Raw genomic sequence first — 22,163 nt, 5'->3', positions numbered from 1 at the left:
CGCGCGAGGAGTCGCTGGACTTCTTCGTCCTGTTCTCGTCGATCGCCGCCCACCTCGGTGACTTCGGGCAGGGCAGCTACGCGGCCGCCAACCGCTTCCTCGACGCCTACGCCCACCGTCGGGAAGCGCTGCGAGCCGGAGGCGAGCGCCGCGGCCGGACCATCTCGGTCGACTGGCCCTACTGGGACGAGGGCGGAATGCTCGGGGACATCGAGCATGACGCCACCTCCAAGGCCCTCTACTTCGACCACTCCGGCCTGCGCGGCCTGGGAACCGCAGAGGGCATCCGGGCGCTGATGGCGATCCTGGCCTCGGACGAGACGCAGGTCGTGGTGGCCAAGGGCGAGCGGGGGAAGATCGAGCGGGTCCTGCGCGTCGCCGAACGCGAGCGGGCGGAGGTGCCCGCCGAGCCCGAGCCGCGGCGCTCGACCGCCGAGCCGGCCGCGGCGGCCGCCCCCGACCTGTTCACCGGGGCCGTCGACTACCTCAAGGGCAAGATCTCCCAGGTCTTCAAGATCAAGCCGGAGCGCGTCGACGCCGCCGCCGAACTCGGCGAGTACGGCATCGAGTCGATCCAGATCCTGGAGCTGCTGCGGCTGCTGGGCAAGGACTTCGAGTCCGTCCCCGGCACGCTGTTCTTCGAGTACCGCACCATCCGCGACCTGGCCGGGTACTTCGTCCGCGAACACGCGGAGCGGATGACGGCACTGCTCGACACCGGTCGGACCGTTGCCCCGGCGACCCCCACCGCGGCGGCCCCCACCACGCTGCCGGCCACGACCGGGCAGGCCCGGGTGACCGCGCGCGTCGAGGCGCCGAGCACGTCCGGGCGGTCCCGGGACGTGGCCATCATCGGGATCAGCGGCCGCTACCCGCACGCCGACGACCTCGACCGGTTCTGGGAGGTGCTGCGGAAGGGCGAGGACTGCATCGAGGAGATCCCGCCGCACAGGTGGGACAAGGACGCGTACTACGACCCCGAGACCAAGCCCGGCAAGACCACCGGCAAGTGGGGCGGTTTCATCGAGGGGGCCGAGAACTTCGACGCCATGTTCTTCGGCATCCCGCCGAAGCGGGCCGCCGCGACCGACCCGCAGACCCGGCTCGTCCTCCAGGCGGCCTGGGCCGCCATGGAGGACGCCGGGTACACGCGGCAGGGCCTCCGCTCCGACGGGGCCGGGAAGGTCGGTGTGTACCTGGGCATGACCTGGAACGAGTACCAGCTCTACAGCGGCCAGGACGTGTCCGACCGTGCGGAGGCCGCCAACCTCGTCTCCTACTTCCTCGACCTCCACGGGCCGAGCCTCACCGTCGACACGGCCTGCGCGTCTTCGCTGTACGCGGTCGCCATGGCGTGCGAGAGCATCAGGAGCGGCGAGACGTCGATGGCCTTCGCGGCAGGCGTGAACCTGTCGCTGCACCCGAACAAGTACGTGGCGCTCAGCCAGCTGAACTTCCTCGCCGCGGACGGGCGTTGCCGCTCGTTCGGGGAGGGCGGCACCGGCTACGTCCCGGGGGAGGGCGTGGGCTGCGTCCTGCTGAAGCCCCTGGACCGGGCCGTCGAGGACGGGGACCACATCCACGCCGTGATCCGGGGCGTGGCGACGCGGCACGGCGGAAAGACCAACGGCACCACCGTGCCCAACCCGTCGGCGCAGGCCGACCTGGTGGTGGCCGCGCTGCGGGACGCCGGGATCTCCGCGGAGGACGTCAGCTACGTCGAGGCGCACGGGACCGGCACGTCGCTGGGTGACCCGATCGAGATCACCGGTCTGACCCGGGCGTTCCGCGAGGACACCGACAGGTCGGGGTTCTGCTCGATCGGGTCGGTCAAGTCGAACATCGGCCACCTGGAGGCCGCGGCGGGCATCGCGGGCATCACCAAGGTGGTCCTGCAGATGCAGCACCGGATGATCGCGCCTTCGCTGCACTCGCGGCAGCTGAACCCCTACATCGACTTCTCCGACTCGCCGGTCCGCGTGCAGCAGGAGCTGGAGCAGTGGAAGCGGCCCACGCGGACCGTCGCGGGGGTGACCGCGGAAGTGCCCCGCATCGCCGCTGTCTCCTCGTTCGGTGCCCATGGCGCCATCGCCAACGTACTGCTCGAGGAGCACACCCGGCCGGAGGACCGGCCGGTGCCCGACCCGGCACCGGAGCTGGTGGTGCTGTCGGCGAAGAACGCCGAGCGCCTGCGGGAGAAGGTGCGTGCGCTGGTGGGCTGGCTCCCGGAACGGGGCCGGACCGCGCGGCTGGGCGACATCGCGTACACGCTCCAGGTCGGCCGGGAAGCCATGGAGGAACGGCTCGCCCTGCTGGTGGAGAGCCGGGACGAACTGCACGAGAAGCTCCGGGCGTTCCTCGACGGAGCCCAGGACATCGACGGTGTGCGCCACGGCCGGACGCGGCGGACCCGCGAAGCGCTCGCGGACTTCGAGGCCGACGAGCAGAAGCAGCAGACGGTGCGGCAATGGCTCGAGCGCGGTGAGCACAGGGAGCTGATGGACATCTGGGCGGACGGCCTGAACGTGGACTGGGAGCTCCTCGCCCGCACCACGACGCCGCGCCGCGTTCCCCTGCCCACGTACCCCTTCGCACCCGAGCGCCACTGGGTCACCGCACCGCGCGAATCCGGGGCGGCCGGCGGGCAAGGCAGCGCCCGGTTGCACCAGTTGGTGCACACCAACACGTCCACCTTGGAGGCCCAGCGGTTCGACTCGGTGTTCTCCGGTGACGAGTTCTTCCTGCGGGACCACGTCGTCAAGGGCGACCGTGTGCTGCCGGGTGTGGCGTATCTGGAGATGGCGCGGGCGGCGGTGGCGGCGTCGGTCGAGAGCCGTCCGGGTGGGCTGACGCTGCGCAACGTGGTGTGGGCGCGTCCGGCCAAGGTGGGAGAGCGGTCGGTCCGGCTCCGCACGGTGTTGGCCCCCGCGGGGGGCGGCGAGGTCGCGTTCGAGATCTCCAGTCTGCCGGAGGCGGCCGGTGACGAGGCGGTGCCCGTGGTGCACAGCCAGGGCGTGGCATCGCTCGGCGAGCCGGCGTCCGCCGATCCGGTGGACCTGGCGGAACTGCGGGCCGTGTGCGAAGGGACGCGGCTCGACCCGGAGCACTGCTACCGGACCTACCAGCGGCTGGGCCTGGCGTACGGGCCCGCGCACCGCGGGATCGAGAGCGTCTCGGCCGGGGGCGGTCAGGTGCTCGCCCGGCTGCGGCTGCCCGCGGAGGTGCACGACTCGCTCGACGCGTTCGTGCTGCACCCGAGCCTGCTGGACTCGGCGTTGCAGGCGGCGATCGGTCTGGGGCCGGTCGAGGACGCTGCCCACATCCCGTTCGCGTTGGACGAGCTACAGGTCTTCGGACCGTGCAGCGAGGTGATGTGGGCCTGGGTGCGCCGCAGTGCCGACGACCGGCCCGAGAGCCGGGTGCGCAAGCTCGACATCGACCTGTGCGACGGATCGGGTGTCGTGGCCTGCCGCTTCAAGGGGTTCTCCGCCAGGCCCTACGAGGCCGAGGACGCGACCGCGCGGTCCCGGCCGGAACTGCCCGGCCGGGTCGCTTCCGCGTCACCGGGCGCCGCCTCCGCCGCACCGGCCGAGGCGGCTGTGAGCGGGGACGGGCTCGACGACCGGACCTCCCGGTACCTCATCGGGCTGCTGGCGTCGGAGCTGGGCCTGTCCGCGGACCGGATCGACGCCGACGACGCGTTCGAGGTCTACGGCATCGACTCCGTCATGACGATGGCCCTGACCACCAAGCTGGAGCAGGTCTTCGGCTCGCTGCCCAAGACCCTGTTCTTCGAGTACCAGAGCATCCGCGCCCTGACGCAGTACTTCCTGGAGACCCACGAGGACGAGCTGAGGCCCCTGCTCGGTGGGGACACACCGACGCCGGGGACCGGCTCCTTCGACGGAGCCGCCGCCGACCGGAACACCGCTGACGGGAACGCTGTCGGCGCCCCCGCTGCGGCGGGCCGTTCGGTCATGGCGTCCCGGAGCCGCTTCGCACCGGTGACCCCGCGTGCGGCGCGGCCCCGCCCCGAGGCTGCCGCGGGTTCCGTCGACGTCGCCGTCATCGGCCTGGCGGGGCGCTACCCGCACGCGCGGACGGTGCGGGAGTTCTGGCGGAACCTGGTCGAGGGCAAGGACAGCATCACCGAGGTTCCGCGGGACCGGTGGGACCACAGCCGGTACTTCGACGCGGACGTCAACGCCGCGAACAGGACCTACTCGAAGTGGGGCGGCTTCCTGGAGGGGGCGGACCGCTTCGATCCGCTGTTCTTCAACATCTCTCCGCGCGAGGCGGAGTACATGGACCCGCAGGAGCGCCTGTTCCTGGAGTGCGTGCAGGAGACGTTCGAGGACGCGGGGTACACCCGCGCGGCGTTGAGCCGCGATCGGGGCGAGGGCGGCCCCGGCGGGAACGTCGGCGTGTTCGTGGGGGTGATGTACGAGGAGTACCAGCTGTACGCCGCCCAGGAGCAGGCCAGGGGCCGGAACGTCACGCTGGCGGGCAGCGCGTCGTCGATCGCGAACCGCGTGTCGTACTTCTACGATCTGCACGGGCCGAGCATGGCTGTCGACACGATGTGCTCCTCGTCGCTCACGGCGATCCAGCTGGCGTGCCAGAGCCTGCTGACGCATGGGTGCGAGCTGGCCGTCGCGGGCGGTGTGAACCTCTCCCTGCACCCCAACAAGTACCTGATGCTCGCGGGCGGCAAGTACCTGTCGAGCAAGGGCCAGTGCGAGAGCTTCGGCGAGGGCGGCGACGGTTACGTCCCGGGTGAGGGCGTCGGCGCCGTGCTGCTGAAGCCGCTGGCGAAGGCGGAGGAGGACGGCGACACGATCTACGGTGTCATCCGGGGCGTGGCCGTCAACCACGGTGGCAAGACGAACGGCTACTCGGTTCCCAACCCCCGTGCGCAGTTCGACGTCATCGGCCGGGCATTGCGGGAAGCGGGCGTGGACGCGCGGTCGGTGAGCTACGTCGAGGCGCACGGCACCGGCACGTCGCTCGGCGACCCGATCGAGGTCGCGGGCCTGACGAAGGCGTTCCGCGAGTACTCCGACGACGAGCAGTTCTGCGCGATCGGTTCGGTGAAGAGCAACATCGGACACGCGGAGAGCGCCGCGGGCATCTCCGGTCTGACCAAGGTGCTGCTCCAGATGAAGCACGGGCAGCTGGTGCCCTCGCTGCACTCCGAGGTGCTGAATCCGCACATCGACTTCGAGAGCAGTCCCTTCTTCGTACAGCGCGGGCTGTCGGAGTGGCAGCGCCCGCTGTCGGCCGACGGCACGGAGCTGCCGCGCATCGCCGGGATCTCCTCCTTCGGTGCGGGCGGCTCCAACGCTCACCTGATCGTGGAGGAGTACGTCCCCGAGCCGGCGCGACAGCGCCCGCAGGACGGCCCCGCGGTCGTCGTGCTCTCCGCGAGGACACCGGACGCCCTGCGGGAGCGGGCTGAGCAGCTGGTCCGGTGGATCGTCGAGGAGGACGGCGCCGAGGCTTCGCTCGCGGACGTCGCGCACACCTTGCAGACGGGCCGGGAGGCGTTCGAGGAGCGCCTCGGTCTCGTAGCGGACACGACCGCCGACCTCGTCGCCAAGCTGACGCGCTTCCTCGGCGACGGCGATGTTCCCGGTCTGCACCGGGGGACGGTCAAGCGGCGCCGGGACGACGCGCTGCAGCTCTTCGCCGCGGACGAGGACATGGCCCGCACGCTGGGCGCGTGGGCGGAGAAGGGCAAGTTCGACAAGCTGCTCAAGCTGTGGGTGACGGGCGTGGCGGTCGACTGGGGGAAGCTCCCCCGTCGGGGCGTGCCGCGTCACATCCCGATGCCGACCTACCCCTTCCAGCGCGAGCGCTACTGGCCCGCCACGAGCACGGACACCGAGCCGCCGCTGCGGGCGGCGGCACAGCTCCACCCGTTGGTGCACACGAACACGTCCAGCCTGAGCGGGCAGCGGTTCACCTCCGTGTTCACCGGGGACGAGTTCTTCCTGGCCGACCACCGGGTACACGGTGAGCGCGTGCTCTCCGCGGCGGCCTGCCTGGAGCTGGTGCGGGCCGCTGTCGAGGCGTCGCTGGACGAGCCGCACGGTGCGCTGAGCATCGCCGACGTCGTGTGGGCGCGGCCGGTGACCGTGGGCGAGGGGCATCAGACCGTCGAGGTGCGCCTGCTGCCCAAGGGACAGGACGAGATCGGCTACGAGATCGTCAGCCGGCCGTCCGACGCGGACCCGGTGGTCCACGGCGAAGGCGTGGTGCGGGTGCCGCCGGCGCCCGCCGCGGCCCCCACGCCCGTCGAGGTGGACATGGCGCGCCTGCGCGCGGAGTGCGAGAGCACCACGATGGACGCCGACCAGGTCTACGACTGGTTCCTGGCGCAGGGCATCGCCTACGGCCCCGGGCACCGGGGCGTCGAGCGCCTGTGGATCGGCGACGGTCAGGTCGTGGCCCGGCTGACGTTGCCGGATGCCGTCGGCACGACCCTGCCGGCCTACGGGCTGCACCCCGCCCTGCTGGACTCCGCGCTCCAGGCCTGCATCGGCATGGTGCCGGGGGCGGGGGCGCAGCGCGAACTGCTCCTGCCTTTCGCCGTGGACGAGGTGCAGGTCCTCGGCGCGTGCACCGCGTCGATGTGGGCGTGGGTGCGCGGTGGCGCCGACGCGTCGGCGTCCGCCGGTTCCACGGTCCGCCGTCTCGACATCGACATCTGCGATGACGCGGGGACGGTGTGCGTCCGGCTCAGGGGCGTCTCGCTGCGGGCGCTCCCGGCGGAGCAGCCCACGGGTGAGCAGCCCACGGGTGAGCTGCTCGCCTCGCCGCGCTGGGTCGCCCAGGACCGGACGCGGGACGCGCAGGAGGCGGAAGGCACGCCTGCCGCGCTGGCCCTGCTCATCGGTCTTCCCGAGGTCGCGGAGGTGCTGCGGTCACGCGGAACCGGACGGGTCGTGCTCCTGGACTCCCGTTCGGCGAGCGTCGACGGGCGTTACTCCGACTACGCCCGGCAGGTCCTCGCGACCGTCAAGGAGCTGCTCGGCGAACGGGCGCACCACGCCGTCCGCGTCCAGTTGGTCGTCCCGGCCGACGCGGACGCGTGGCTGTGGACGGGCCTGGCAGGCATCCTCAAGACGGCTCAGCTGGAGAACCCCCGTGTTTCGGGGCAGCTGGTCCTGGTCGACCCGCAGGACGGGCCGGAGCGTGCCGCGTCCTGTGCGGACGCCGATCGGGCCGTGCCGGCGGACGCGGCGGTCCGGTACCGGTCCGGTGTGCGCGAGGTGCTGCGGTGGCGCGAGTTCGAGGGCGCACCCGCGTTCCCGCTGCCGTGGAAGGACGGCGGCGTCTACCTGATCACCGGTGGTGCCGGTGGGCTGGGCGCGTTGTTCGCGCGGGACATCGCCACGAAGGTGAACCGGCCCCGGATCGTGCTGACCGGGCGTGCCCCGCGGGACGAGGCCAAGGACGCGCTCCTGGAGCAGCTGCGGCTGCTGGGCGCCGACGTGGTCTACCGGCAGGCGGACGTCTGCGCCGAGGAGGACGTCGTGGCGCTCGTGGACTGGATGCGCCGGACGTACGGCCGGGTGGACGGGATCCTGCACTCCGCCGGAGTGCTCCGGGACGGTTTCATCCTGAAGAAGTCGGCCGAGGACTTCTCCGCCGTACTCGCCCCGAAGGTCTCCGGCCTGGTGCACCTGGACTCCGCGACCCAGGACGCGGACCTGGACTTCCTCGTCCTCTTCTCGTCCTTCACCGGTGCGTTCGGCAACGTGGGACAAGCCGACTACGCGGCGGCGAACGCGTTCATGGACGCCTACGCGGGGTACCGGAACGGGCTCGTGGCACAGGGCAGGCGCCGGGGGCGGACGGTGTCGGTCAACTGGCCGCTGTGGGCCGACGGCGGCATGCACGTCGAACCGGGCGTCGAACAGTGGCTGCGGGCGCAGTTCGGCCTGGTCCCGCTGCGCGAGGACACCGGGGTGCGGGCCCTGTACCGGGCGCTGGCCGCGCCGGACGACCAGGTCCTCGTCCTCGAAGGCGACCGGGCCCGAATGAGGGACACTCTGCTGGCCGCGGACGAGCCCGAGTCCACGACCGCACCGCGGCGTACAGAGGACCGTCGCACGGCGCAGTCGGCGCAGTCGGCGCAGTCGGCGCCGGAGAAGGCGGAGACGGCGGAAGGCCTGGCCGGCAGGGCCGAGGCGTACTTCAAGAAGCAGCTGTCGTCGGTGATCAACCTGCCCCCGGCCAAGATCGACGCGGAGGCGGTGCTCGACGACTACGGCGTCGACTCCGTGATGACCATGGACATGACGCGGGCCCTGGAGGAGGTCTTCGGGTCACTGTCGAAGACCCTGTTCTTCGAGCACCGCACCATCGAGGCGCTCGCCGGTCATTTCCTCGACGCCCACCCGGACCGGATGCGTGAACTCCTGTCCGCAGGGGAGAGCGGTCCCGGTGCCGGGGGAACGGTCCGCGCCACCTCCTCGACGAGCGCCGCCGAGCGGCAGCGCACATGGCGGACTTCCGTGCCCGTCCCTGCCGTGGCCCCCGCGCGGGCCGTCGCTCCGGAGGCCGTCGCCGCGGGGCAGATGGACATCGCGATCGTCGGCCTGGCGGGTCGCTACCCGCAGGCGCGCGACGTGGCGGAGTTCTGGGAGAACCTCGCGGCGGGCAGGGACAGCGTCACCGAGATCCCCGAGTCGCGCTGGGACCACGGGCAGTTCTTCGATCCGCGCAAGGACGCCGTCGGTAAGGCGTACAGCAGGTGGGGCGGCTTCCTCGACGGTGCCTACGACTTCGACCCGCTGTTCTTCAACATCTCCCCGCGCGAGGCGGAGATCATGGATCCGCAGGAGCGACTGTTCCTCCAGTGCGTCCACGAGACCCTGGAGGACGCCGGGTACACGCGGGGCGGCCCGAAGAGCCGGACCGGCAACGTGCTGGACGGGCGGGTCGGTGTGTTCGTCGGTGTGATGTACGAGGAGTACCAGCTCTTCGGCGCCCAGAACCAGGTGCTGGGCGGTGCGTCGGCAGTGGCGGGCAGTTCGGCCTCCATCGCCAACCGGGTGTCGCACGTCTGCGGGTTCCACGGTCCGAGCATGAGCATCGACACGATGTGCTCGTCCTCGCTGACGGCCGTTCACCTCGCGTGCCAGAGCATCAAGTGCGGTGAGTCCGAGGTGGCGATCGCGGGCGGTGTCAACCTCTCGCTGCACCCGAACAAGTACCTGCTGCTGAGCCAGGGCAAGTTCGCCTCCAGCGACGGCCGGTGCCGGAGCTTCGGGGCCGGTGGCGACGGCTACGTACCCGGTGAGGGCGTGGGCGCGGTCCTGCTGAAGCCGCTGGCGAGGGCGATCGCAGACGGGGACAGGATCTACGGCGTCATCAAGGGCACCTCGGTCAACCACGGCGGCGGTGCCGGCGGCTACACGGTGCCCAACCCCAAGGCGCAGTCGGAGGTGATCGGCCGCGCTCTGGAGACGGCCGGGGTCGGCGCACGTGAGGTGAGCTACATCGAGGCGCACGGCACCGGGACCGCACTGGGGGATCCGATCGAGATCACGGGCCTGTCGAACGCCTTCCGGGAGCACACCGGAGACAAGCAGTTCTGCGCGATCGGTTCGGTGAAGAGCAACATCGGTCACGCCGAGAGCGCCTCGGGCATCGCGGGCATCACCAAGGTGCTGTTGCAGATGCGGCACGGCAAGCTGGCGCCCTCCCTGCACGCGGAGACGTTGAACCCGCACATCGATTTCGCGGACACCCCGTTCGTCGTCCAGCGCGAACTGGCCGACTGGGACCGGCCCGTCCTGCCCGGTGGCGGCACGGGTGCCACGTCGCCGCGCGTCGCCGGGGTCTCGTCCTTCGGCGCGGGCGGATCGAACGCGCACGTCGTCCTCGCGGAGTACGTCCCGGACGGTGACGAGGACGGGTCCCCGGTCGACCCCGCGCTCGGTGCGGTGGTGCCGTTGTCGGCACGGACCGAGGACGGGCTGCGGGCGCAGGCCGAGAACCTGCTGGAGTGGCTGGAACGGCCCGAGAACGCGGCCGTGGGGCTGGCGGACGTGGCGTACACGCTGCAGGTCGGGCGGGAAGCGATGGAGGAGCGCCTGGGCGTTCTCGCCGCGTCCGTGGCGGACCTGGTGGCGGGGCTGCGCGGTTTCCTGACCTCGGGCAGCGGTGTCACCGGGGACGTGGTGCGCGGCTCGACCAGGCGTGACAGCACCGTGCGGACGCTGCTCTCCGCCGATGCCGATCTGAGCACGATGGTCTCGACCTGGGCCGACAAGGGGAAGTACGACAAGCTCCTGGAGCTGTGGGCGAACGGTGTGCCCGTCGACTGGCGGGTTCTCTACAACGGCCGGACCCCGCGCCGCATCGGGCTGCCGACCTACCCCTTCGCCCGCGAGCGCTACTTCCCCTTCGACAACCAGCCGCTCACCGCGGGAGAGCACGCCGGTCCGGTCAGGTCCCCGGCCGGTGCGCCCGCGGAGCGCGCGCGGCCTCTCGTCTTCGTCGAGGACTGGGAGCCCGAGCCCCTGCCGGAGAGCCCGGCGCGACGGCTCGGCAGCATCGTCTGCCTGTGCAGCGGTTCCGAGCGCCAGGCCGAGGTCGCGCGGGCGGTCCGAGCCCTCGACCCCGACGCCCGCGTCGCCTTCGTCGGGCAGGGCACCGCCTTCCGCCGGATCTCCCCGGACTCGTACGAGGTCCGCAAGGCGGAGGCCGGTGACTACGCGGACGCGTTCGCCGCCATCGCCGCGAGCCACGGCGGCGTCGACGCCGTCCTGGACCTCTGGAGGCTGGAGTCGGGTTCGCGCCCCGACGACGTCAGCGAGGTCGTCCTCGCCCTCCAGGCGCTGGCCCGGACCGAGGTCTCCGCGCGGCGGTTCGTGCTCGCGGGTCAGTACCGCGACGGCGTCGAGCGCGCCCATCTCGAAGCGGCCATCGGTTTCGAGCGCTCGCTGGGGCTCGTACTGCCGCAGCCCGCGTTCACGGTCGTGCTGCAGGACGCCGCTGATCCGCAGCGGCCCGTCGGAGTCGCGGGCTGGGTCGAGCGGCTGGTCGCCGAACTGCGCCAGGAGACCGCGTCCAGCGCCCTGTACCGGGACGGCGGGCGTTTCGTCAGCCGCGTACGGCAGACAGAGGTGACCGAGGCCCCCAGCGTCTTCAAGCGCGGCGGGACCTACCTCATCACCGGCGGTCTCGGCGGCCTCGGGCTGATCGTGGCCGAGCACCTCACCCGCAGCCACGGGGCCAATGTCGTGCTGACCGGTCGCTCCGCGCCGGACGCGCGGCGGCAGGAGAAGCTGCGCGAACTCGGCGCGGACAAGGTCCTGTACACCCGGGCGGACGTCTGCGACGCGGGCGACGTGAAGCGCGTCCTGGCGGAGGCACGTGAGCGCTTCGGGTCCGTGCACGGCGTCATCCACGCCGCGGGGGTCGAAGGCGGGGGAAGCATTCTGGACAAGAGCGTGGCCGCCTTCGAGCAGACCACAGCCGCCAAGGTCGCCGGCACGCTCGCGCTCGACGAGGTGCTGGCGGGCGAGGTCCTCGACTTCGTCTGCTACTTCTCCTCGACCTCTGCGGTGATCGGTGACTTCGGCACCTGCGACTACGCGTTCGGCAACCGCTTCCAGACGGCTTACGCCGCCCACCGCGGCGAACGGAACGCCGCGGGGGAGATCTCCGGCAAGACCGTGGTGATCAACTGGCCGCTGTGGCGCGACGGCGGCATGGGCCTCGACGAGGACGCGTCCGAGCTGTACCTGCGCTCCAGCGGTCAGGACTTCCTGGAGACCCGGGACGGACTCCGCCTGTTCGAGTCCCTGCTGGCCCAGGACGCCGTCCAGCACATGGTCGTGGTCGGGGAGCCGAGCCGGGTGCACCGCTTCCTCGGCCTGCTGCCGCCACCGTCGGCGGTCGCCGCCGACGAACCCTCCGCCGACGAACCCTCCGCCGCCGAGCCCTCCGCCGCGTCCGTCGCGCCGCGTCCCGGGCCGTCGGGGGCGAGTGTCGCCGAGGGCCTGGACCAGGACCTGCGGGACATCATCTGCCGCGTCGTCAAGGTCTCACCCGACAGGGTCCACGAGGACGACAGCCTCTCCGCGTACGGCTTCGACTCGGTGGGCCTCGTCGAACTGGCCGCCGGTATCGGCAGGCGCATCGGCGTCGAGATCACACCGTCGGTCTTCTTCAGCCACCCCACGCTCGGGAAGCTGCGGAACCACCTCCTCGGCAAGCACACGGACGTCCTTGAGGCGCTCTACGGCACAGCACCCGCGACGACGGCGGTCGAACCCGCCCAGGCGCCCGTCGTGCCCGTCGTGCCCGTTCGGGAGGAGACGACGCCGGCCGCGCAGGTGGGCTCCGCGCCCCGGGCGCGGTCCGCGGGCAGCGACGACGCCGTGGCCATCATCGGCATGAGCGGGCGCTTCCCCGGTGCGCGCGACGTCGATGAGCTGTGGTCCGTCCTCTCGGAGGGCCGCGACGTCATCAGCCCGGTCGGTGCCGAACGGCTCGCGTTGTGGGGCGAGGAGGCGGACAGCCCGCTCGGTGCCTTCCGCTGCGGTCAGCTCTCGGGGCCGGAGGAGTTCGACCCGCTGTTCTTCGAGATCTCCCCCAAGGAGGCTCGCAGCCTGGACCCGCGTCAGCGCCTGCTCCTGCAGGAGTCGTGGCGGGCGCTGGAGGACGCGGCGTGGAAGCCCGGTTCGCCGGGCAAGGTCGGCATGTTCGTGGGCGTCGAGCACGGCGACTACGAGGGTCTGGCCGAGAGCACGGGCAGCATCACCGCCAACCACGACGGTGTCCTCGCCGCGCGGCTCGCCCACTTCCTCGACTTCACCGGCCCGGTCCTGGCGATCAACACCGCCTGCTCCTCCGGGCTCGTGGCCGCCCACCAGGCCTGCCTGAGCATCCGCGACGGCGAGTGCGACACCGCCCTCGCGGCGGGCGTCAGCCTGATCACCACGCCCAGGCAGCTCACCGACATGCAGCAGGCGGGAATGCTGTCCGAGGACGGCGTCTGCTACGCCTTCGACGAGCGGGCCAACGGCATGGTGGTCAGCGAAGCCGTCGCCGTCGTCGTGCTGAAACGGCTGTCGGCGGCCATCGCGGACGGGGACCGGATCCACGGCGTCATCCGCGCCAGCGGGATCAACTACGACGGCAGGTCCCACGGCATCACCGCCCCCAACGGTGCCGCGCAGGTCGAACTCCTGCGGTCGACCTACGAGAAGTACGACATCGACCCGGCGGAGATCGACTACCTGGTCGCCCACGGCACGGGCACCCGGCTCGGCGACCCGGTGGAGGTCAACGCGCTCAACGACGCCTTCACCGGCCTCACCGGCAAGCGGCGGTACTGCGCGCTGACCTCGGTCAAGCCCAACGTCGGCCACACGCTCGCGGCGTCCGGGCTGGTCAGCCTGATCGGGATCCTCCAGGCCATGCGCCACGAGACCATCCCGGCCGGCCTGCACTGCGAACGGGAGAGCACTTACATCGACTGGCAGGACAGCCCGTTCTTCCTGAACCGGGCGAACAGGCAGTGGCCGCGCACGGCGGGGCGCGAGCGCGTCGCGGCCCTGAGCGCATTCGGTATGAGCGGAACCAACGCACACATGGTGGTGGAGAGCTTCGTGACGCCCGACAACGAGCATGACGCGATGATGCCTGCCCACGTCTTCGCCGTGTCGGCGAAGGATCCGGAGGCGCTGCGGCAGCGGGTCGCCGACCTGGTCGACTTCCTCGACGCCGCCGGTGGGCACAGCCCGCGCCACGTCAGCGCGACGCTGCTCGACGGCCGGGCCCACTTCCGGCACCGGTGCGCCGTGGTGGCCCGTGACACGGGTGAGGCCGCGCGCCTGTTCCGCGATTGGCTGGGCGGCGCGGCGGCGCCGGACGTCGTCGAGGGCAGTGTGCCCAAGGGCTTCGTCCCGCGGGCCGAGGTGCTGGAGGCCGGCAACGACCTGGTGCGCGAAGCGACCCTGCTGCGCCACGACCGGCCTGCGTTCGCGGAGGCGCTGCGCGCTGTCGCGAAGCTCTACTGCCAGGGACACGACCTGGACTGGCGGGAACTGTTCGGCGGCGGGCGCCCGACTCCCGTGTCGCTGCCCGGGTACCCGTTCGCCAAGAGGCGTTGCTGGCCTGCCGACGTCGCGCGGCTGCCGGCGGCGGTACAGGCCGAAGCGGTCGAGGGCGGGACCGTCGACGACGTCCGGCTGCGGCGGGTGATCGCGGACTCCGGGAGCGGCCGCGGTTTCGACGACGACCTCCTCTGCGGGCTGTTGGTCACGCAGTTGCAGGCGCTCGGCATGGCGGCGGAGGGCAGCGGCTCCGTCGCCGACCTCCGGGACGGCCTGAAGCCGGGCCGTGTCCACAGCCGCTGGCTCGACGAAAGCCTCCGCTTCCTGGCCGAGCACGGCTACCTGGAACTGGACGCGGAGCGCTACGCGCTGACCCCGAGGGCGTCGGCGGCCGGTGGCACCGCGTGGCGGCGCTGGGCGGCCGTCTGCCGGGAGAGCGGCAGCACGAACCCCTATGTCAACCTCATGGACCAGGCGATCCGCGCGTGCCCGGACGTCCTGTCGGGACGCAGCAGGGGAACCGACGTGATCTTCCCCGGTGCCTCGACGTCGCTGGTCGAGGGCGTCTACCGGCACTGCGACAGCGCCGAGGCCCTCAACGAGATCGTCGCGGAGCAGGTGGCGGACCGCGTCGAAGCCCTGCTCGCCGCGGACCCCGGCCGCCGGGTTCGCGTACTGGAGATCGGTGCGGGCACGGGAGGCACCACCGACAAGGTGCTGCGCGCGCTGAGCCGTCACCGGGACGGCGTCGCGGAGTACTGCTACACCGATGTCTCCGCCCACTTCCTGCGCACGGGTAAGAAGGAGTTCGGCGCCGAGCACCCGTACCTGCGGTACGAGCACTTCGACGTGGAGCGGAGCCCGGCCGGTCAAGGCCTGGCCGAGGGGGCGTACGACATCGTCCTCGCGACCAACGTCCTGCACGCCACCGGCGACGTCCGGGCGGCGGTGCGCCACGCGCGGGCACTGCTGGGGCACGACGGCACGCTCGTGTTGAACGAGCTGGCCGCCCGCACCCTGTTCTCGCACCTGACCTTCGGCCTGCTCGACGGGTGGTGGCTCTACCGGGACCCGGAGCTGCGGATCGACGGATGCCCCGCGCTGGAGCCCGACCGCTGGCGGTCGGTGCTGCACGACGAGGGCTTCGCGGCCGTGTCCTTCCCCGCCGCCGCGGCCCACGACGCCGGGCACCAGGTCGTCGTCGCCCGCACCGGCGCCGGTGCGCCCACGTCGGACGCGGACCACCAGGACCTCGACGCGCACGCACCGGACGCACACGGACCGGACGCGCACGAACTGGACGCGCACGTGCGGCGCGAGATCGTGGCGCAGCTTCGGCAGGCCCTGGAACTGGAGGAGGACGAGATCCACGTCGAGGACTCGTTCGCGGACTACGGCGTGGACTCCATCGTCGGCGTCCAGCTGGTCCGGGACCTCAACGAGATCCTCGGCGGGGTGCTGGAGCCCACCGACCTGTTCGACCACAGCTCGGTCCGGCGGCTGGCGGCCTACGTCACCGAGACCTTCCCGGCGCAGGCCGGCGCCCGCCTGGCGCGACCCGAGCAGGCTCCGCGGGCCGCGCTCCCCACGGTGGCCGCGGCACCCGCGGCGGCCACGGCCGACGCCGGCGTGGCGCGGGCCGGGAACACCGAACCGCACCTGGAACCGATCGCGATCATCGGCATGAGCGGCCGGTTCGGCCGGGCGGAGAGCGTCGACCGGCTGTGGGAGCACCTCGCCAACGGGGACAGCCTGGTCGGCGAGATCACCCGCTGGGACATCTCGCGGTTCGTCGAGCCCGGTGCGGACTTCCCCCGGCACGCGTCGCTGATGAACGACATCGATCGGTTCGACCCGGCGTTCTTCCAGATCTCGGGTGTCGAGGCGACCTACATGGACCCTCAGCAGCGCATCGCCCTGGAGGAGTCCTGGCGGGCGTTCGAGGACGCGGGCTACGCCGGAGCGGGGGCCCAGAGCACCAACTGCGGTGTCTACATCGGTACGCAGCCCGTCGACTACCTGCCCTCGCCGAGGGAGGACGCCCCGGCGCAGGCCATGTGGGGCAACGCCGAGTCGATCATGCCTGCCCGCATCTCGTACCACCTCGACCTGCGGGGTCCCGCCGTCGCCGTCGACACGGCGTGCTCGGGCTCGCTGGTCGCCGTGCACCTGGCGTGCCAGGCACTGCGCGCGGGCGAGGTCGAGATGGCCCTGGCCGGCGGGGTCTCCGTCCAGTGCGCACCCCACTACTACCTCCAGGCCCACCGGGCGGGGATGCTCTCCCCGACCGGGCGGTGCCACACCTTCGACGAGCGGGCGGACGGCTTCGTACCCGGCGACGGCGTCGGCTTCGTCGTGCTCAAGCGCCTGCGCGACGCGCTCGCCGACGGTGACCACATCCACGGCCTCGTCCGCGGCTCCGGCCTCAACCAGGACGGCACCTCCAACGGCATCACCGCGCCGAGCGCGAAGTCCCAGGAGCAGCTGCAGCGGGCCGTCTACGACAAGTACGGCGTCGACCCCGCCGACCTCGGGCTCGTCGAGGCGCACGGCACCGGCACCCGGCTCGGCGACCCCATCGAGTTCCAGGCGCTGACCCGGGCGTTCCGTGGCTACACCGACAAGCGGGAGTACTGCGCCATCGGCTCGGTCAAGACCAACATCGGTCACACGTCGCCGACAGCGGGCGTGTCCGGGCTCATCAAGATCCTGCTCGCGCTGCGGCACCGCGAGATCCCGCGCTCCCTGAACTTCGAACAGGGCAACGCGCACATCGATTTCGCGGCGAGCCCGTTCTACGTCAACACGGTCCACCGGGACTGGACCACCGAGGCCGGCCGGCCGCGTCTCGCGGCGCTGAACTCCTTCGGGTTCAGCGGGACCAACGCCCACATGGTGGTCGAGGAAGCGCCCGTGCGGCCGCGTGACGGGGTGCGCCCGTCCGCCCACCTCGTCACACTGTCCGCTCTCTCCCACGAGCAACTGCGCACCCAGGCCGAGCAGTTGGCGGACCACCTGCGCGCCCACCCCGACACCGACCTGGGCGACGTCAGCCTGACGTTGCTGCTCGGGCGCAGGCACTGCGCGGTCCGGCTGGCCTGCGTCGCGCGGACCACCGACGAGCTGGCGGACCGGCTGCGGGAGTGGTTGTCGACCGGACGCGAGGAGCACGTGCGCGTCGCCGACCTGTCCGAGAGCCGCCCGAGCGGGGACACCTCGCAGGCGCGGCGCGGCAACTCCCGCATCCGGCAGTGCGCCGCCGGTGCGTCGGAGAGCGACCGCGTCGAGCACCTCGCGGTCGTCCGCGACCTCTACCTCCAGGGCTGCGAGCTGGAGTACGCGGAGCTGTTCGCAGCCGGCGCGCACCGGCGGACCCCGCTGCCGACGTACCCCTTCAGCCGCCAGCGGTACTGGCTGCCCGAGGCGGTCGAGGCCCCCAGCAGGCCCCCCGCCGCGCGCGTGGAGCCCGTACCCGCAGAGCACCCGGCGCCCCCGGCGGACGGGAACCACCTGACGCTGGCACCCGTGTGGGTCCGGGACCAGGCTCCCGCGCAGGAGCTTTCCCCGCAGTCCGGCGTGGTCGTGTTCGGCGCGGACGCCACCGAACGCGCCGGGCTCGCGGCCGCGTTCGGCGCGCCGGCCTTCCTCGACGTCGAGCCCACGCTCGGCGTGGCCGCGCTGACCGCGCGGCTGCGGGGCGTCGGGGACATCCGGCACCTGGTCTGGATCTCGCGGACGGGGGAGGACTCGGACGCCACCGCGCTGCTCCGGCGGACCGATGCCGGGGTGGTCGTGTTCTTCCGCCTCATCAAGGCGCTGCTCGCGCTGGGGCACGCGGGTGCGGACCTGACCTGGACCGTCGTCACCCGGCAGACGCAGCCCGTACTGCGCGGCGAGCGGGTCCACCCCGCCGACGCGGGCGTGCTGGGCCTGGCCGGCGTGATGGCCAAGGAACTCCCCAACTGGCGGGTGAACTCGCTCGACCTCGGCGCGGGCGACGCCCTCCCCGTGTCCACCCTGATCGGTGCCTCTTCGCAGCCGGTCCGGGCGCTGCGCGGCGGGCAGTGGTTCCGCCAGCGGCTGGTGCCCGCCGAGCTCGCCGCGCCGTCCGGCAGCCCCTACACCAGGGGAGGCGTGTACGTCGTCCTGGGCGGGGCCGGTGGCCTCGGCGAAATCTGGAGCGAGGACGTGATCCGGCGCTTCGGCGCCCAGGTCGTGTGGATCGGCAGGCGGGAACTGGACGACGACATCCAGCGCAAGATCGACAGGCTGGCCGCGCTCGGCCCCGCGCCCTGGTACGTCCGCGCCGACGCCGCCGACCGCGAGTCCCTCGCCGCCGCCCACGCGCTGATCAAGCAGCGTTTCGGCACGGTCGACGGCGTGGTCCACTCCGTGTTCGGCCTGGTGGACCAGAGCCTGCCCAACACCGAGGAGCAGCGGTTCCGGTCGGGCCTGAGCGCCAAACTCGACGCGAGCGCGTGGATGGCCGAGGTCTTCGACGCCGACGACCCGGACTTCATGCTGTTCTTCTCGTCGATCTCCTCGCTCAACCCGGCCATGGGCTATTGCAGCTACGTCGCCGGCAGCGCCGTCGAGGACGCCCTCTCCCACCGCCTGTCCGCCGAGCGGCCTTACCCCGTGCGGGTGGTCAACTGGGGGTACTGGGGTGCGGTGGGCAGCGGCCTCGACGTGCCGCAGCACATCAGGGAGCGTCTCTACGAGCAGGAGGGGCTGGCCGACATCGACCCGGCCCTCGCCATGGCCACCGTCGAGCGCCTCCTGACCTCGCCGCTGGTGCAAGTGGCCCACCTCAACACGCGCAAGCCGGAGAAGTTCGAGTCGTTCGACGCGCGGGAGTCGGTCCGCGTGCTGGGGCCCTCGGTGCGGACGCCCGCGCTCACCCCGGCACTGCCGTCGCGCGCCGACCAGGTGCAGGCCGTCCGCACCGGCACGAAGGCCAAGGCGATGGAGCTGGACGAGGTCCTGGCCAGGCTGCTGTGGTGCGACTTGAACGAGCGCGGCTGGTTCGGCAGGCAGATCTTCGACGTGGCGTCCTTCATGCAGGACAACGGGGTCCTGGACGGGTTCGACCGGTGGGTGGGGGAGTGCTTCGCGGTCCTGACGCGCTTCGGCCACCTCAAGGAGACCGGCTCCGGGTCCTTCACCGCCGCCGGGAAGCGGCCGGACGCGCGAGAGGCCGAGCGGGCGTGGGAGCGTGGCAAGCGGGTGTGGCTCGCCGATCCGGAGCTTCGGGCCACGGCCGACCTGGTCGACCGGACCTTCCGCGTGCTGCCCGAGATCCTGACGGGGACGGCCTCGGCCGTCGAGGTGATCTTCCCCGGGTCCTCGCTCGAACTCGTCGAGGGCATCTACAAGCGGAACATGATCGCGGACCACTTCAACGACGTCGTCGGTGACTGCGTCGTCGAGCTGGTCGAGCGCAGCATCGCCGAGAACCCCGACGCCCAGTTCCGCATCTTCGAAGTGGGTGCGGGGACGGGCGGCACGACCGCCACGCTCATGCGGCGGCTCAAGCCGTACGCGCGGAACATCGGCGAGTACTGCTACACCGACATGTCGAACGCCTTCCTCATCCACGGCACGCGCGAATTCGGCGAGGAGAACCCCTTCCTGCGCTGCCGGCTGTTCGACGCGGGCAAGCCGGTGGCGGAGCAGGGCTTCACCGAGGGCGCCTATGACCTCGTCGTCGCGACCAACGTGCTGCACGCCACCCGGGACATCCGTGAGTCGTTGCGCAACGCCAAGGCGCTGATGAAGCCCGGGGCCGCGGTGGTCATCAACGAGATCGACGGGTACACGCCGTTCAGCCTGCTCACGTTCGCGCTCCTGGACGGTTGGTGGCTCTACGACGACCCCGAGCTGCGCACCGAAGGTGGCCCCGCGCTGGCACCCGGGATGTGGCAGTCCGTGCTGGAGTGGGAGGGATACGGGTCGGTCGAGTTCCCCGCCGCCGACGCGCACGTGCTCGGCCAGCAGGTCGTCGTGGCCTACAGCGACGGGGTGATCCACCAGGCCCGCGGCGGCGAGCAGCCGGACGCCGTCGAACCACCGGCCCCCGTGACGCCTGCCGTGCCGCAGGCGTCGATGCCCGCGGCGCAGCAGACCCGCGTGGACCCGGAACCCCTCGCGGAGACGCGTGTGGACCCGGCACTCCTCAAGGAAGCCGTGCTCACCTATCTCAAGGACCTGGTGGCGCGCACGTTGATGATCCCGGCGGACTCCATCAGGGCCGGAGAGCCGCTGTCCACCTACGGCATCGACTCCATCCTGATCCTCCAGCTGCTCAACGGGCTGCAGAAGGACCTCGGGGAGGTCGGCAGCACGCTCTTCTTCGAGTACCGCACCGTCGGCGCGCTGGCCGACCACTTCGTCACCGAACGGCAGGAGGACATCGCCCGCGTCGTCGGTCTCGCGCCGCAGCCGCAGGAGCGCCCCGCCCCGGCGCCCGCCGAGATCCGTCCCGTCGAGCCCCGTCCCGTCGAGCCCCGTGCTGTCACGGCACCGGCTCGTGCGGCGGAGCCGCAGCGGGAACGCGCGGCGCGGCCGCGCCGCGGCGGGGACATCGCCATCATCGGCATGAGCGCGCGGTTCCCGCAGGCCGGCACCCTGGACGAGTTCTGGGCGGGTCTGCGGTCCGGCAGGGACTCGATCACCGAGATCCCCGCGGACAGGTGGCGGCTCGACGGCTTCTACGAGGCCGACAAGGACCGGGCCGCCGACGAGGGCAAGAGCTACAGCAAGTGGGGCGGCTTCCTCGACGGCTTCGCCGACTTCGACCCGCTGTTCTTCGCGATGACGCCCAACGAGGCAGTGGAGGTCGATCCGCAGGAGCGCCTGTTCCTTCAGGAGACGTGGAAGGCCTTCGAGGACGCGGGCTACACGCGGGCGCGCCTGGAGCAGGAGCACGGCGGGCGCGTCGGGGTCTTCGTCGGCATCACGCGCGCCGGTCACAACCTCTACGGTCCGGAGAGGTGGCAGCGCGGCGACACGACGTCCCCCTACACCTCCTTCGGGTCGGTCGCGAACCGCGTGTCGTTCAAGCTCAACCTGAACGGCCCCAGCATGCCCATCGACACGATGTGCTCGTCGTCGCTCACGGCGCTGCACGAGGCGTGCGAGCACCTGCTGCGGGACGAGTGCGAACTGGCCGTGACGGGCGGGGTGAACCTCTACCTGCACCCGTCGGGCTACGTCGGCCTCTCCCGGCTGCAGATGCTCTCGGACGACGGCAAGTGCCGCAGCTTCGGGCGCGGCGGCAACGGGTTCGTGCCGGGCGAGGGCGTCGGTGCGCTCATCCTCAAGCGACTCGACGACGCGGAACGGGACAACGACCGTATCCACGCCGTCATCCGCGCCACGGGTGTCAACCACGGGGGCACGACGAACGGCTACACCGTTCCCAACCCGGTGGCACAGGGGAACCTGATCCGCCGGACGCTGGACAAGGCGGGCATCGACGCCGGCACGATCAGCTACGTGGAGGCCCACGGCACCGGGACCGCGCTGGGGGACCCCATCGAGATCAACGGATTGAAGCGCGCGTTCTCCGACGACACCCAGGACACCCAGTTCTGCGCGATCGGCTCGGTGAAGAGCAACATCGGGCACGCGGAGGCCGCTGCGGGCGTGGCGGGCGTGTGCAAGGTCGTGCTCCAGATGCGCCACGGCGAGCTGGCGCCCACGCTGCACGCCGACGAGGTGAACCCGCACATCGACTTCGCGTCGTCGCCGTTCGTCGTCCAGCGCGAGCGGGCCGCGTGGCAGCGTCCCGTCGTCGACGTCGACGGGGTCGCCCGCGAGGTGCCGCGCAGGGCCGGGGTGTCGTCCTTCGGCGCGGGCGGCGCCAACGCCCACGTCCTGATCGAGGAGTACCGCCCGGCCGAGCCCCGGTCCCCGCGGGTCCCGGACGGCGCACCGGCGGTGGTCGTGCTTTCCGCGATGGACGGGGAGCGGTTGCGGGAGCAGGCGAGCGCGCTCCTGCAATGGCTGTCCGACCCGGAACGGGGCGAGGTGCCGCTCGCCGATGTCGCCTACACGCTGCAGGTCGGCCGTGAGGCCATG

Annotated in this window: 1 protein-coding gene (only partly in view); it reads left to right on the top strand. The window is 71.9% G+C overall.

This entire window lies inside a single protein-coding gene on the top strand: locus tag FHS38_RS11940, encoding an SDR family NAD(P)-dependent oxidoreductase (protein ID WP_184733515.1). The 27,768-nt coding sequence extends 5,101 nt beyond the window's left edge and 504 nt beyond its right edge, so the window shows coding positions 5,102-27,264 — codons 1,701 (partial) to 9,088 (complete); the first complete codon in view begins at window position 3. The start codon and the stop codon both lie outside this window.

It is taken from the genome of Streptomyces netropsis (assembly GCF_014203545.1).
In the GTDB taxonomy this organism is placed as follows: domain Bacteria; phylum Actinomycetota; class Actinomycetes; order Streptomycetales; family Streptomycetaceae; genus Streptomyces; species Streptomyces netropsis.
The sequence above is the reverse complement of the archived record's forward strand: the minus strand, read 5'-3'. Positions and strand labels throughout refer to the sequence as shown.